The organism is Oleiphilus sp. HI0132 (genome assembly GCF_001635845.1).
Window position 1 is genome coordinate 1 of record NZ_LWGJ01000544.1, and the last position, 13,906, is coordinate 13,906.

Annotated in this window: 14 protein-coding genes and 1 pseudogene; 4 read left to right on the forward strand and 11 right to left on the reverse strand. The window is 43.7% G+C overall.

Going from position 1 to position 13,906, the window contains the following annotated elements; translation table 11 throughout:
* On the forward strand, positions 1 to 199 hold a 199-nt coding region (locus A3766_RS06485; RefSeq protein WP_156508740.1), incomplete at its 5' end, for a DUF2782 domain-containing protein.
* Positions 200 to 366: 167 nt separating this feature from the next.
* On the forward strand, positions 367 to 711 hold the full coding sequence (locus tag A3766_RS06490) for a hypothetical protein (protein ID WP_068509224.1): 345 nt from the start codon (positions 367 to 369) through the stop codon (positions 709 to 711).
* 136 nt (positions 712 to 847) lie between these two features.
* On the opposite strand, the gene A3766_RS06495 is transcribed toward A3766_RS06490, so the two are convergent.
* The 9 genes and pseudogenes from A3766_RS06495 to maoP all read right to left on the reverse strand — a co-directional run bounded on the left by A3766_RS06495 (position 848) and on the right by maoP (position 9,409).
* Entirely contained in the window at positions 848 to 1,804 is a 957-nt protein-coding gene (locus tag A3766_RS06495; RefSeq protein WP_082865344.1) for an alpha/beta fold hydrolase, read from the reverse strand.
* A gap of 149 nt (positions 1,805 to 1,953) precedes the next feature.
* Positions 1,954 to 2,859 (reverse strand): agmatinase, encoded by a 906-nt coding sequence (gene speB, locus A3766_RS06500; RefSeq protein ID WP_068509222.1) that lies wholly within the window; start codon positions 2,857 to 2,859, stop codon positions 1,954 to 1,956.
* Positions 2,860 to 2,871: 12 nt separating this feature from the next.
* A complete protein-coding gene (gene nspC / locus A3766_RS06505; RefSeq protein ID WP_068509218.1) occupies positions 2,872 to 4,056 on the reverse strand; it encodes a carboxynorspermidine decarboxylase in 1,185 nt (394 codons plus the stop codon).
* 40 nt (positions 4,057 to 4,096) lie between these two features.
* Positions 4,097 to 5,305: a saccharopine dehydrogenase family protein gene (locus A3766_RS06510; RefSeq protein ID WP_068509216.1), complete on the reverse strand. Its 1,209-nt coding sequence runs from the start codon at positions 5,303 to 5,305 to the stop codon at positions 4,097 to 4,099.
* 75 nt (positions 5,306 to 5,380) lie between these two features.
* Complete coding sequence (speA, locus tag A3766_RS06515; RefSeq protein ID WP_068634295.1) at positions 5,381 to 7,288, reverse strand: biosynthetic arginine decarboxylase; 1,908 nt, start codon at positions 7,286 to 7,288, stop codon at positions 5,381 to 5,383.
* A gap of 46 nt (positions 7,289 to 7,334) precedes the next feature.
* Positions 7,335 to 8,312 (reverse strand): 30S ribosomal protein S6--L-glutamate ligase, encoded by a 978-nt coding sequence (gene rimK, locus A3766_RS06520; RefSeq protein ID WP_197470084.1) that lies wholly within the window; start codon positions 8,310 to 8,312, stop codon positions 7,335 to 7,337.
* An 18-nt stretch (positions 8,313 to 8,330) separates the two neighbouring features.
* Positions 8,331 to 8,858, reverse strand: a pseudogene (locus A3766_RS30585) (ATP-dependent zinc protease); the annotation flags it as partial.
* Positions 8,809 to 8,988 (reverse strand): hypothetical protein, encoded by a 180-nt coding sequence (locus A3766_RS06525; protein WP_068508871.1) that lies wholly within the window; start codon positions 8,986 to 8,988, stop codon positions 8,809 to 8,811. The gene A3766_RS06525 and the pseudogene A3766_RS30585, both read right to left, overlap by 50 nt.
* Before the next feature lie 64 nt (positions 8,989 to 9,052).
* On the reverse strand, positions 9,053 to 9,409 hold the full coding sequence (maoP, locus tag A3766_RS06530; RefSeq protein ID WP_068508873.1) for a DUF413 domain-containing protein: 357 nt from the start codon (positions 9,407 to 9,409) through the stop codon (positions 9,053 to 9,055).
* A gap of 110 nt (positions 9,410 to 9,519) precedes the next feature.
* On the opposite strand from maoP, the gene A3766_RS06535 reads away from it, so the two are divergent.
* Positions 9,520 to 10,383: a LysR family transcriptional regulator gene (locus tag A3766_RS06535; protein WP_068508875.1), complete on the forward strand. Its 864-nt coding sequence runs from the start codon at positions 9,520 to 9,522 to the stop codon at positions 10,381 to 10,383.
* Positions 10,384 to 10,581: 198 nt separating this feature from the next.
* Positions 10,582 to 11,889, forward strand: a complete 1,308-nt coding sequence (locus A3766_RS06540; protein WP_082865343.1) for a methyl-accepting chemotaxis protein — start codon at positions 10,582 to 10,584, stop codon at positions 11,887 to 11,889.
* 231 nt (positions 11,890 to 12,120) lie between these two features.
* Here the strand turns inward: A3766_RS06540 and A3766_RS06545 are convergent, their stop codons facing one another.
* Positions 12,121 to 12,924: an OmpA family protein gene (locus tag A3766_RS06545; protein ID WP_068508878.1), complete on the reverse strand. Its 804-nt coding sequence runs from the start codon at positions 12,922 to 12,924 to the stop codon at positions 12,121 to 12,123.
* A gap of 27 nt (positions 12,925 to 12,951) precedes the next feature.
* Positions 12,952 to 13,824 (reverse strand): motility protein A, encoded by an 873-nt coding sequence (locus A3766_RS06550; RefSeq protein WP_068634285.1) that lies wholly within the window; start codon positions 13,822 to 13,824, stop codon positions 12,952 to 12,954.
* Positions 13,825 to 13,906 lie beyond the last annotated feature (82 nt).

Consider the following 13,906-nt stretch of genomic DNA (forward strand, 5'->3'; position numbering starts at 1 on the left):
TGCTGAGCCTGAGATCGTTATTCGCAATGAGGATAACAAAACTTTTTACGAATATCGTGTGAATGGCGTTCTAAAAGAAATTAAAGTCGTTCCAAAGATTGGCCCTACTTATTATTTAGTGCCTCAGGATGGCAATGCCTGGATCCGCGAAGATCGCTCACAAGTCCTTGTGCCTAGCTGGGTATTGTTCGAGTGGTAGCACTTCCCTCTTAACGTCCTCCTTGCCAAGCCCAACAATTTATTTGCGTTAATACCTTTGCTTAGTATGAATATTCTAATTTATCAGCGTATCGTTGGTGGTGAATTAAGAATTTGTGGAAATTAAATCCACAGCGCTGAGATACTTACAGAGAAAAGGATACTATCATGGGCACTATCAAATCTTACCAAGAGCAAGTTCAAGACATCGTTGAAAAAGCAATCGCTACTGTTGAAGAGCAGCACAAAGCACTTGCAGCTGCATCTTTCGAGTACATCGAAAAGCTATACAAGCTAGACACTGTAAAAGCTAAGCACGACGAAGTTTCTGACATCGCTTATAGCAAAGCACGTGAAGTAAACAAGATCGTTGCTGACTACGCTTCAGACATCATCTCTAAAATCGAGAAAGAAGAAGCAGCTCCAGCAAAGAAGGCACCAGCTAAAAAAGCAGCAGCTAAAAAAGCACCAGCTAAAAAAGCAGCACCAAAGAAAGAAGCTGAAACAGCTTAGCTTACTCTAGAGTTTTAAAAACAACGCTGCTATACCAACCCCTTTAGCAGCGAAGTTTCACCCGCCCTGTTTATCAGATACTAATCTAATTAAACTTGGTGGGTATTTTTTTGCCTCAAAATCCAGGCAGCAAATTTCAACGCTGCTTTGCAAGATGGCCAAGAATATGGCGAGATAACTCTTCGTATTTTTCTTGAATAACCCAGTGGCCCGCTTCCATCTCAATAACCTCATACTCAGCACTAACCAAGTCACGCGTACCCACAACCCCCGAGCGCTTTAACGCTACATCCTGATTACCCCATATAAAAGTCGTTGGTACATCAACTTGTCCAATGTTTAAACCGACATCAAATGCTGGAAAGTTTGCGCGATACCAGTTTAAAGCGCTCGTTAGTGCATGCTCTTGTTTGAGGATATTTAAGTAGTGTTCAGTTTCTGCATCCTCATGACTAGTCCAAACAGCTCGCAATTTTTCATAATCATTTTGAGCTAAGACATATTCGGGTATGGTCTTTTTCTGAAAGAAGCGAATATAGTCACTTGATTCGTATTGATCCGGATCTTCTCTGTAGGCCTTTCCGAAAGAATCAATATGAGGCACTGAAATAGCCACATAACTGATCACACGATCGGGATAGTCAGCCGCGAGCTTCCAACCCACACCAGCACCCCAATCATGGCCCACTAAGTGAAATTTCTTTATCCCTAGATTATCAGCAATCTGTAACACATCAGAAACCAGGTAATCTAATTCATACGACTTAAGCTCGCCAGGTCTAGCGTCTGAACTATAGCCACGCTGGTTGGGGGCAATAGCGTAGTAATCTTTGGTCGCAAGCTCATCCATAAGCTTATCCCACATAACCGCAGACTCAGGAAAGCCATGAAGTAATATAACCGGCGTATTTACCTTATCGCCACGAACATTTACCGAGAATTTCATGCCATTGGCATCGACTGTTAAATAGCCTTCAGGGTCCCACTTTGGCAGGTCACCTTTAGCAAGGCGCTTTACATACAAGAAGCTTACACTGACAACACATATCAGCAGACCCAAAACAGTTAGCGCGGCTTTTTTTCTAATTCTCATAATCAACCTATCTTAAGGAACTCATATAACCTTACCCACAAAGAACAAACACTCTGTGAGATGGACATTTATTTGGTCAGTTAGAGTAATGCCAATTCAGACTTAAAGAGAGCCACAATAATGAGAAATGAATCTTACCGGTGGGTAAATTACCTAGATTGAAGCCTTTCAATAATGCCCATCATTTTATATGTCAGGAGTGCTGCCGAAAATTCGTAAGCATGAAAGCCTTTGATTGGTGCGAACTCGGTAATATCGAAACCGATGATTTCGCATTGTTTTGCGACTGACTCAAATAAGGACAATGTTTGATACCAGCCAAGCCCACCTGGCACGGGCGTGCCTGTTGAGGGAAATACGGAAGGGTCCATGCCATCAATGTCTAGCGTAAAGAACACTTTGCTCGGGAAGTTATCAGGCAAATCTATTTTTTGGATATTTTGGGGCACTAAAATGTCCGCATCGATATGACGTACACCGTGTGCTTTGCGAGTCCGCATTTCTTCTTCGCAGTACGCGCGAATACCCAGCTGAAATAAAGGGACACCCAAATCAACGATGCGTTTCATTACGGAGGCGTGGCTATACGGGTTGCCTTCGTACGCTTCGCGCAAGTCGGCATGGGCATCGATTTGCACCACACCAAAGTCATCTATGCCAGCATCCAGAAGCCCTTTAATAATGCCATAGGTCACCGTATGTTCGCCGCCTAAGCCAATAGGGAAACCACCGCGCTCAATTATATTTGTTGTGGCAAGTGCGATGTTTGCAATGACTTGCTCTGCACTTCCTGCCATGTCGACAGGAGGGTGAGTATAAATACCTTTCGTACTAGGATTACTTGTACCGTCCCAAGTTTCAAGCTGCCAGGAAGCTTCTAAAATAGCCGCTGGACCTAAGCCTGTGCCGCCGCCGTAAGAAACAGACTCCTCATAGGGTATGGGCAAAATATGAAAAAAGGCGTCTTCAGGTTTAGGGTGTTTAAACTCTGAACCTAAAAAAATGGGATAGCCAGGCGCTGCGAGTTGGTCAAATTCGTTTGTGTCTAAATCCATGCTCTATGCCCCTTATGATAAACGGTTTTTGAAGTCGTCATAGCCGAACTCTTTGACTATTCGAAGCGTATCAGTTTCTGAATTCCAGATCGCGATAGCCGGTAAACCAATGCCATTAAAGGTATTGGTTTTGACCATGGTGTAATGTGTCATGTCGTCAAACATCAGTCTTTGGCCAATGCTTAAGGGCTCTTGAAAACTGTAATCGCCCATGACGTCACCCGCTAAACAAGTCTGCCCGCCTAAACGATAGTTATAAGTAAATTCATCACTTGCTCCGGCACCAAAAATATCAGCTCGATAAGGCATTTCAATTGTATCAGGCATATGACAGGTGGCAGAGGTGTCCAGAATCGCAAGATCAACAGTATTGTAGGTAAGGTCTAGTACCTCTGATACTAATACTCCTGTGTGAATTGCAATGGCTTCACCTGGCTCTAAATAAACTTGCAGTTGGTAGCGATCTTGAAATAGTTTGATGCGTTCGATCAAAGCGCCAACGTCGTAGTCTGGATGGGTAATATGATGTCCGCCACCAAAATTCACCCATTCAAGCCGAGGTAGAATGTCAGCAAATTGTTTTTCAATTTCGGCAAGTGTTCTATCAAGCGCGTCAAAACCTTGTTCGCATAAGGTATGAAAGTGTAAACCGCTTATACCATCCAGGCTACAATCTTTAAACGCCGATCTTGGAATCCCCAGACGTGAGCCTGGCGCACAAGGGTCGTAGATCGGTGTTGTGCCCTCGGAGTGCAAAGGGTTGATCCTTAAACCGAACTCTAAGTCAGGCCGAGCCTGTTTGGCTCGTTTGGCATTCTCTTTAAATCGCTCCCACTGACCGAACGAGTTGAACACGACGTGTTTCGAGATTGCCATAATCTCTTCTAAGTCATGCTCAGTGTAGGCGGCTGAAAAGGTATGAACCTCTTGACCCAAGTCTTTGCCACCGAACTCTTCATAGCCTAAACGTGCCTCGTGCAAACCACTGGCACAAGTGCCTACCAGGTATTTGTTGATAAGCGGCGCGAGGCTAAACATAGAGAAAGCCTTAAGCGCCAATAATATTTTGGCGCCCGACTTTTCCTGTACCTCGTTCAGTATTTTAAGGTTCTTTTCTATTGCGACTTCATCCACGACAAAGCAAGGAGAAGGCACCCGTGCTGGGTCGAACGCTTCAAAGGTTTTTGCTTTAACCATGCCTATTTCCTACCAACGTCTAAGCAAATAGAACTAAGCATTAGATCAAATCAAACCCTGGGTTTTCAATGACTTTCCACGATAAGCCATAGGCATTCATATCACTCATAAAGGCGTCTGGATCAAGCTGCTCCATATTCCAGACACCGGGCTTCATCCAATGGCCTTCGATCATCATTTTCGCACCAATCATCGCTGGAACTCCTGTGGTATACGAGATCGCTTGAGATTGAACCTCTTGGTAGCAGTCTTGATGATCTTTGACGTTGTACAAATAAACTGTTTTCTCTTTGCCATCTTTAAGGCCACGGACCACACAACCGATGCAGGTTTTACCCTTAGTGCGAGGGCCTAGAGTAGACGGGTCTGGTAGCAAGGCTTTCAGAAACTGGATAGGTACAATTTCCTGGCCTTGGAATTCAATCGGCTCAATTCCTGTCATCCCAACATTCCCTAAGACCTCTAGGTGTTTGAGATAGCTATCGCCAAAACTCATCCAAAATTGCGCACGCTTAATTGAAGGGTAGTGCTTGGTTAAGGACTCAAGCTCTTCATGATACATTCGGAAAATATTGTAGGTGCCTACGCCATCTGGGCAGGTGAAGCTCTGCTGTGTCGACATGGCAGGCGTCGCTACAAACTCACCATCTTCCCAATGGCGGCACTCTGCGGTGACTTCTCTAATGTTGATTTCAGGGTTGAAGTTTGTCGCGAAGGGGTAGCCGTGATCACCACCGTTTACATCGATAATGTCAAGATAGTGGATCTCATCGAAATAGTGTTTGGCAATATAGGCAGTAAACATGTTGGTTGCACCTGGGTCAAACCCTGAGCCCAGCAATGCCATCAAGCCTGCTTTCTCAAAACGTTCTTGATATTCCCACTGCCATTTATACTCGAATTTTGCCGTATCTAATGGTTCGTAATTCGCCGTATCAAGGTAGTGAACACCCGCTTCCAAGCAGGCATCCATGATCGTCAGATCCTGATAAGGCAAGGCAACATTAATGACCATAAACGGTTTAACTTTCTCTAAGAGCGCGACTAATTCAGGAACCTTATCGGCGTCAACCTGAGCCGTTTCGATTGTCCGCTGATAGTTTTCTTGTATCTGCTTGGCGATTGCTTTGCACTTAGATTCTGTCCGGCTAGCAAGCGTAATCTCGGTAAAAATATCGGGTAATTGAGCGCATTTTTGCGCAACGACTTGACCGACGCCACCAGCGCCGATAATCAATACTTTTGCCATAGTCATAGTCCTGTTCTTTCAGTTGTTACAATAATCTTATTCAATAATATAGCCTTAGCTAAGCGCTATTACGGCTCAATGTTCTCTCTCGTAGTAGGTGTAACCTTGCATACTCGAGTTAAAGGTTTTGATCATCTGCTGACGCTCTCGTGCTGTAATTCGTCCTTCTTTTACCGCTCTCTCAGCCGTATTTCGGTAGTTGAGCATCATATTTTTAGGTTGATACTCTACATAGCTGAGTACGTCAGATATGGTGTCTCCATGAATTTCTTTAACGAAATCAAAGCTGCCATCAGCGTTCAGACGCACGCTGACGACATTAGTATCGCCAAACAAGTTATGCAGATCACCTAAGGTTTCCTGATAAGCGCCGACCAGAAACACCCCCAAGTAATACTCTTCACCTTCTTTAATCGGGTGTAATGGGAGTGTTTTTGCTGTGCCGAATTCGTTGATAAATTTATCAATTTTTCCATCGCAGTCACAGGTTATATCCGCCAGCACTGCCTGACGTGTTGGCGTCTCATGCAGCCTGTGAATTGGCATAATCGGAAACAGTTGATCAATCGCCCATATGTCTGGCAGCGATTGAAATAGGCTAAAGTTTCCATAGTAGATATCTGCCAACGATAGCTTAAGGTCTTCCAGGTCTGGTGGCGTTTTATCCATTGTATCTAACAGGTCTGCGATACAATGAAGAACATCGAGAAATAAGTTTTCTGCGATTGATCGCTCTCTTAATGAGAGCTGCCCACGCTTGAATAAAGCACGCACTTCATCACGATAAAAATGCGCATCGTTATAACACTCCTGTACTCGCCGTGGCGATAGGTAGTCTTTTATCTCACGAATCTTTGTGAGTAGTTGATGCTCCTCAGGCGATGGTTCGGGCAGACTGATTGGTTCAAAAATATTGGTATCTAGAATATTGAACAGCAGAATTGAAGAGTAAGCGACAGTTGCTCGCCCAGATTCCGTGACAATCGTTGGGTGAGGAATATTATGGTCGTCCAAGGTTTGCTTGAGAGTATCGACAATATCTTCACAATATTCTTCAAGCGTGTAGTTACGACTTTTATCGTCATTGCTTTGTGCGCCGGTATAATCAACCGCTAAGCCACCACCCAAATCTATATGGGTTAATTCTGCACCCTCACTCATTAGGTCAGTAAAATAGCGGCAGGCTTCTACGACACCACTTCGAATATCATGAATGCTGGGGATTTGTGAACCTAAGTGGCAGTGCAATAATTCGAGGCAGTGCAGCATGTTCTCTTGCTTTAGCTTATCAACCACATCGATAAGTTGTGTGCTAGTTAGACCAAACACACTGCGATCACCGCTCGTTGAATTCCAATGCCCACTGACTTGAGAGGTCATTTTCACCCGCACACCAATGTGGGGTTGAATGTTCATTTGGCGGCTCAATCTTATAATAATGGGCAGCTCGGTTAAGGTTTCAATCACAAAAAAGCATAGGAAGCCCAGTTTGGTTGCTTGTAAACCAAGCTCAATAAACTCTTCATCTTTATAGCCGTTACAGATAATCAAACTGCCCGGCTCTTCAAGTGTCGATAGCGCAGCAATCATTTCAGGTTTACTGCCGACTTCAAGGCCATGCTTGAAACGAGCACCAAAACTGGCAATCTCTTCAACAACCTGCGCTTGTTGATTTACCTTGATCGGATAAACACCCCGATAAGGTGATTGATAGTTTAACTTTTCTATCGCCTCAGCAAAGGCATCATTTAGGCGCTTAATTTGAGCATCTAGAATATTTTCGACTCGCAACAAAACCGGCATCTGAAGGTCCCGATCGATCATTCCTTCTACAATGTTCATCAAAGGAATAGAGACATTCAAGGTTTTCGCCGTGACACAGCCTTCATCAGAAACTCCGAAGTAGTCATTACCCCAGTGATCTATACCGTACCGGTCGATGTTCTGCTTAATTTTACTCGGTTTATCTTGTTGCTGATCCAATACTAGCTCCTGAATCGTTGTTATCGTTTGATGCGAAGAAGTCGACTTACTCGCTTTCAATAGTTGGTAGCTGTCTCTTCCACTTAAGCTTCTTCTCTATCGAAGATATAACCATGCCAGCGATATCTTTACGTGTCGCTGTCTCAATGCCTTCAAGACCTGGGGAAGAATTCACCTCAAGCAATAACGGACCGGAATCAGACCGTATAATATCAACGCCAGCAACCTGAAGACCTAATACTTTAGCAGCCTTCACTGCTAATGCTCTTTCTTCTTTGGTTATTTTTACGATTGACGCCGACCCGCCTTGATGGATATTCGCTCTGAACTCACCAGGGGCTGCTGAGCGCTCTATTGAAGCAACAACTTTTCCATCAATAACAAAACATCGTAAATCTTTGCCATTTGCCTCTTTAATAAATTTTTGCACAAGCAAGTTAGCCCTCAAAGACTTGAAGGCGTTGATAACACTTTCTGCTGCTTTTTTTGTTTCGGCCAGAACGACACCTCGCCCCTGTGTGCCTTCAAGAAGTTTCACGATCAAGGGTGCGCCGCCCACCATTTCAATGAGGTCATTTGTGTCTATTGGTGAGTTAGCAAAACCAGTCGTTGGAATATTGATGCCACTCTTGAGCATGAGTTGCAAAGAGAACAGTTTGTCTCTGGACTGTGAAATTGCAGCTGAGGAGTTCGTTGTATAGATCCCCATGCTTTCAAATTGGCGAGCTAATGCGGTTCCGTAAAATGTCACGCTAGGTCTTATTCTTGTAATGACAGCATCCAAATCATTAAGTATCGTTCCTCCGCGATAATGCGCTTCAGGTTCCAGTGCATCCAGTTTCATATAGCATTGCTTAACATTGAGGAAAACCATTTCATGGCCTCGCTCTTCGCCAGCCTCCAGTAATCTCTGGTTGCTATACAGCTCTTCATTGCTTGCGAGCAGGGCGATCTTAAGACCACTCTTTTCAGGTTCCTTTTTTCCATAATATCCATCGATTGTTTCTTGTGAAATTGCACCCATCAAGTCTTCTTGTTCAGGGTCAACAAGCATCCGGCCTACCATAGCTTCTCTCCCAAGAAGCATTCTGAAACCCATGGAGTCTCTATTAGCAAGCGTTAACTCTACTTCCCAAATCATTTCACCAATTTTTAGTGGCGCTTGCACAACAAAACGGGTTTCTGAGACGCCACTAGAGCTTTTAACAACTCGCTTGTCTATGATCGGGCGCTCACACCTGATAACTGTACGGCGATTATTCTGAAGCGGGTGCACTTCAAAACTCACCCATGCAGCCCCATCTCTACGAAATTGCTGAATGTTGAAAGCATGAATAGACGATGTTTTTGCCCCCGAATCCACACGCGCTTTTATGGCCGGGATTCCTAGCTCGGGAAATGCGCACCACTCCTCGCTACCAATGACTACTTTGTTATCGCTTGGTGACATAGGTGACTCCGGTGTGCGAATAGGTTGAATATAAAAGACGTATAGCGTTACTGGTGAGGGAACGGAATCACTAATCAGTGGATTCAGTTTCCTCAGGGTCGCATGTTTGCCAAATACCATCACTATCTTGATAGGAGCCGTATTGAGCGCATTGCTCTTCTTTAGTTTGAGGTTCTTCTGCGAGAGAAAAGTTCGGAATCAACATAGGTATGACCAAGGCCAGAACAGCGATGAACTTATTCATATTCATGTTCATAATTTCCTGATAAATAAAAATTATCGATTAGTAAATTAGATCCCCTTATTGAGAAGGCCTAATCGCTTAAGTTGCTGTCATCATCATAAGATGAAAAATCTACTGATGAAGAAGGCTGGGCGCCCATAGAAATGTGTAAGCGCTGCCTTTGATTGCTTACTTCTAAGAAGCGTTTCCACGCTCTTTCATGAATGCTAGAGGCCTCTTTTTTCCCCATAAAAACGGATACAAACTCTTTCTCTTCATCACACCTAGGCTTTAGCTCTCCGCCATAGAGAGCCTTGTATGACTTACCATAATCTTCGAGTAATTGTGCTTGTTCTTTAGTAAAGTGGCCGCTTCTTGCTATTCCTTTTGGAAAATGCTCTATAGCCCAAAATTTACCCGTTGTGTGGAATGCTTGTTTATTAGCCATATTTTTGCCTAATATAATCTAACCATCTTATTTCGCGCGATTATGCTTTCAATCGATTTATGCTGTAAAATGAACTTTTTTTCTAATTACGATAAATATTTTTAATCGATATGAATACAGATCTTCTGCGCACTTTTATGGAAGTTTCCAAGACTCGACACTTCGGGAAAGCAGCAGAAAATCTTTGCTTAACCCAATCTGCTGTAAGCTTTCGAATTAAGCAGCTGGAAGAAAGTGTTGGAATGAGTTTGTTTACGCGCGAGCGTAATAACATACTATTAACCCCCTCGGGCGAACGTTTATTACCCCATGCTGAAAATGTACTCACATCGTGGCAGTCAGCACTACAGGATGTAGGTGCGGCTGGCCAGCTGGATATGCAGATCGCTTTGGGCAGCACCTCAAACCTCTGGGACACTTTTCTACAGTCACTTTTACCAAAAGTGGTCGATACCTTTGACGGTTTAAACATTCGGACTGAAATTAGCAGTCCTCAAGATTTGACGAGGGCCTTGTTAGGTGGACGTATCGATATAGCTGTTTTACTAGACCCGCCAAGTGTTACGGAATTAGTTCTCACTAAAATTGGCAAGGTCGAGTTAATGTTTGTATCTGACCAAAACTGGGCTGCAACTGAAGAGCTTGCCAAAACTAAACATATTTTTGTTGACTGGGGAACATCTGTAAATGTCCTTCAAGCTCGCCTCTTCAATCAACCACACACACCGATTCTACATACAGGACAAACTCATATAGCCTTGGAATTTCTAATGACATACGGTGGGGTAGCTTTATTACCAAAGGTACTCGTTGAACAGTTTGTTCAATCTAAGCAGTTATTCCCTATTCACGGTGCCGAGTCATTTGTAAGGGAAGTTTATGCTGTTCATAGTGATGCGTCGCAAAAACAAGATATCGTTTCATCCGTAGTTGATTTGCTAAAAGAAGAAGATCTAAAGCCAGCGTTTGTGTGATCTGAGCACCCAATGGAAAAATTCACCTTTAAATTAATTAACCAGTACGAGGGGCGTAGAAAGCTCGTAAGCAGACATTACCGAGCGCCATAAGAATAAGCGACCTTGTATGGCGATAATTTTAATTACAGTCTAATATTCATTTAATGGATGCTTTATAAATAATAACCCATACCTTTCTAATTCTGCGGATACTTGATGTTTTTAAAAGAATCTACTGTAACTCTTTGGCTTTCAAAGCTTGCTAGCGGAGAAGTGACAGAAACAAATGCCCCAGCATGGCTGTTACCGTTCGTAAAAAACGAGTCTGACGCCGATCTTCTTAAAATCGCCGACAAGACAGTTGATTCGGCAAAAGTGGTATCAAGGTTTGGACGTGAAGGTTTACAGCTAAACAGCCGGTTAGATGAGGTTGTATCCGAATCGATTCAACTAGCGAGCGCTATCGAAGAAATGTCTGCTACCGCGCAAGAAATAGAGTCACTTGGTCAACAGGTACTTGAGCGTGCCCAGCATACATGCGATGAGGCTGGTAGAGGCAGTGACGCCCTTAGTTTACTTGTTCAAAAACTAGACTCAATTGAATCATCTATCAAAGATGTTGGGCGTAATGCCGAAACTTTTGTTGAACAAACTAAAAGTATCATTCAGTTGACGACTACTGTTAATGAAATCGCTGATCAGACGAATTTACTCGCGTTAAACGCTGCTATTGAAGCCGCACGAGCAGGAGAGTTTGGACGCGGATTTTCCGTAGTCGCCGATGAAGTGCGTGGACTCGCTCACCGCAGTGCTGAAGCAGCGAGTGAAATTCAATCTATTGTGAGCGGTGTAGTAAATGGAGCTAATGATGTAGAACGCATCGTAGGAGAAACTATTGGTGTACTAGAAGACTCTCATCAAGACCGAAAACAGTTAGTTCAAACAATTTCTGATGCTCAAACCGCTGCTACAGAAAATGTTGATGCAACAGCTCAAATTGCCTCAGCAGCAACAGAGCAAGCTTCCGTAGCACAAGATATGGCAAGAGGTGTGCAAAATACCGCTGATGGCATTAATGAATCATTCACCATTTTCAAAGATATGTATAAAAATGTCGAATATCTACGTGACCTGCAAGTAGAGTGTTTGAGCTACTTTGATGTAAGCAACGATGATGTACTGCTTCGCATGGCCAAGAGTGACCATATTGTGTGGGTAGATAAGGTTATCCGTTTTGCATTATTTGGACAAAACAGCGTACAAGAGAGTGAGCTAAAAGATCATACCCAATGTCGCCTTGGGAAATACCTAATGTCTGATAAAGGACAGCAGCTAAGTTCCAAGAGTCGCTTCAAAGAGCTTTATGAAGATGTTCATCCGAAAGTACACGCTAAGGGCATAGAAATCTATAAGGTCGCACGAGCAGGCGCTGAACCATTATCTCTGCAGGGTGCAGTTGAAGAGCTTATTGGCTTATCAGATAGCGTATTGGATATTCTTAATGAATTTATCCAGCACCGTTAGAATTTCTTAGACCTTGCAATATTACCTCTGTTTCAGAAGGTGAAAAACAGCCCGCCAATATGAGGCTTGTGGCGCTTCGAAATGCTTGCTTTAGATCTCGCCGGCAATGCTAGGTTTAGGTCTGCTTTCAAAAGCAAAAAAAGTGGCGTATTAATCATAGCAACAAATTTAGCGACGCTAAGCTTCATCTATTTTTTTGCACAACTGCAAATTCAAAGCTTAGCTAAAGCACTATTTCTCTAGCTTCAAAAGCACCCTGCGATTCAGCTCTTGCGCCTGAGCCGAGTCTTCTTTTCTGGCTGGTCTAGAGTCACCATAGCCTTTAGCACTGATACGAGCTTCTGCGACTCCCTCAGAAATAAAGAAGTCCATTAAGGTTTCCGCGCGTCTTTCGCTTAGTTCCTGCTCGGAGGTGATTTCGCCATACAAGGATGCATAGCCATTTGTGTGAACCTCAATAACAATTGGCTTTGCTTGCTTTCGAAGCTCTGGTAGCAAGCTATCCAAAATAGACGCCCCTGAACGAGCCAAGTCATAAGACCCTGCATTAAAAAGAACACGAGAACTAAGTTGCAAGCTTAGGTAGGGTTCAGAATCTTCTATTTGAACATGCTGTTTTAAGTTTCCTGTATTGATAAGCGTGGCGAGTACTGAAGCATCAAGTTCGCCACCCTCTTGGCCAATACCGGTCAAATCCATCAGTTCATCAGTGAACACAGACAAATCAGCAGGCTTCTCAACAGGCGCCAAAACAGGTGCCTGCACTGAGCGAAACGTTAAATACAGCAATAAGCCCAGCGCTAGCATGAGCAGGAATAAATCAACAAATATGGAAGAGTTCGAGCCTTGCTCAGACACACCTTCACTTGATTGAAACTTAGCAAGTCGAAGTTTTTCAGACCAAGAGCTTGCGTCCTTCTTCTGAGCCTTCTCTGCGAAGCCATCGACTTTAGATAACATGGCCTTGAAATTATCAGCAGGACGCCTATGGCGTAAGTCTGAATAATTATCTGAGCGATTTAATGCACTACTCATTTACGTTTCTCAAGCAGTAGAAGTTTATTAAGCAGAGCGCTGAAGCCCAAATTTCACTAACATTGGCTTCTTCGAAGCTCGCTTTGGCTTTTTAGTGGTTTGCTGATTAGCTGATAATGCGTTCATGCTTTCGATGTAAGTCATCAAGGTCTCGCGAATCACCGCAGGCGTCCGACGCTCGTGAATCAGAACAATACCTTCTGCAAGCAAGGTAATATGCTGAACCTCTTTTAATCGACGCTGCTCCAGCCTTTCAGCAATCGGTTTGAATACAAAGCTCGCCAGGATTAAACCATAAAAGGTACTAACCAAGGCAAAACCCATAAGGCTTGCCGCCTCAGAAACGGCTCTGCCCTGCTCCAAGATAAAAGCCATATTGAGCAAGGCCAGCACGGTACCGGCAATACCAAAAGTCGGTGCAAGATTCGCCAGGGTGCGGAAGATGCCTATATAGCGCCCTTCATTTAAATTTACCTGGCTAATCTGCCAATTGAGAAGTGAAAGAATATCGTCGCTTGGCTGGCGATCCCTGATCATCTGCAGCCCCTTTTTCAAAAAAGGTTTATCCAGTTTTGATAAATCCCGGTCGATCAGGGTGTATTGGTTTCTAAACCAAAGCTGAGCAAAATGAAGAATGATATTGGCTTCGTTTGCCACGTCAGAGTGCTCGGCTTTATTTCTTGGAAAAGCTTGTCGAAATGCGGCAAGGCAATCGTCAAATGAGTGACTCAAGACAGCCCCGGTAAACGTTCCCAAAACCACAAGCAACAAACCTGGAAGGTTCAAAAACTTTAAAGGTTCAAGGCTTGATAAGGCCAGCACCAGAACAAAGGCAGCCAACAGTAATAAAACAAGAGTGCGGCCCGTTAGCTTCTGCCGGGAAAGAGCTTTAAAAGACATGAGATTATTCCATCAATAAATATTTCTAATGGAATATGCATAAACTGCGCCTAATGGTGATTTTGGAAAAAACAAAACCTGA

Bases quoted from the DNA above. Each gene is read 5' to 3' on its own strand.
- A3766_RS06490 (WP_068509224.1), top strand. From the start codon at position 367: ATGGGCACTATCAAATCTTACCAAGAGCAAGTTCAAGACATCGTTGAA.
- A3766_RS06495 (WP_082865344.1), bottom strand. From the start codon at position 1,804: ATGAGAATTAGAAAAAAAGCCGCGCTAACTGTTTTGGGTCTGCTGATA.
- speB (WP_068509222.1), bottom strand. From the start codon at position 2,859: ATGGATTTAGACACAAACGAATTTGACCAACTCGCAGCGCCTGGCTAT.
- nspC (WP_068509218.1), bottom strand. From the start codon at position 4,056: ATGGTTAAAGCAAAAACCTTTGAAGCGTTCGACCCAGCACGGGTGCCT.
- A3766_RS06510 (WP_068509216.1), bottom strand. From the start codon at position 5,305: ATGGCAAAAGTATTGATTATCGGCGCTGGTGGCGTCGGTCAAGTCGTT.
- rimK (WP_197470084.1), bottom strand. From the start codon at position 8,312: ATGGGTGCAATTTCACAAGAAACAATCGATGGATATTATGGAAAAAAG.
- A3766_RS06525 (WP_068508871.1), bottom strand. From the start codon at position 8,988: ATGAATATGAATAAGTTCATCGCTGTTCTGGCCTTGGTCATACCTATG.
- maoP (WP_068508873.1), bottom strand. From the start codon at position 9,409: ATGGCTAATAAACAAGCATTCCACACAACGGGTAAATTTTGGGCTATA.
- A3766_RS06535 (WP_068508875.1), top strand. From the start codon at position 9,520: ATGAATACAGATCTTCTGCGCACTTTTATGGAAGTTTCCAAGACTCGA.
- A3766_RS06540 (WP_082865343.1), top strand. From the start codon at position 10,582: ATGTTTTTAAAAGAATCTACTGTAACTCTTTGGCTTTCAAAGCTTGCT.
- A3766_RS06545 (WP_068508878.1), bottom strand. From the start codon at position 12,924: ATGAGTAGTGCATTAAATCGCTCAGATAATTATTCAGACTTACGCCAT.
- A3766_RS06550 (WP_068634285.1), bottom strand. From the start codon at position 13,824: ATGTCTTTTAAAGCTCTTTCCCGGCAGAAGCTAACGGGCCGCACTCTT.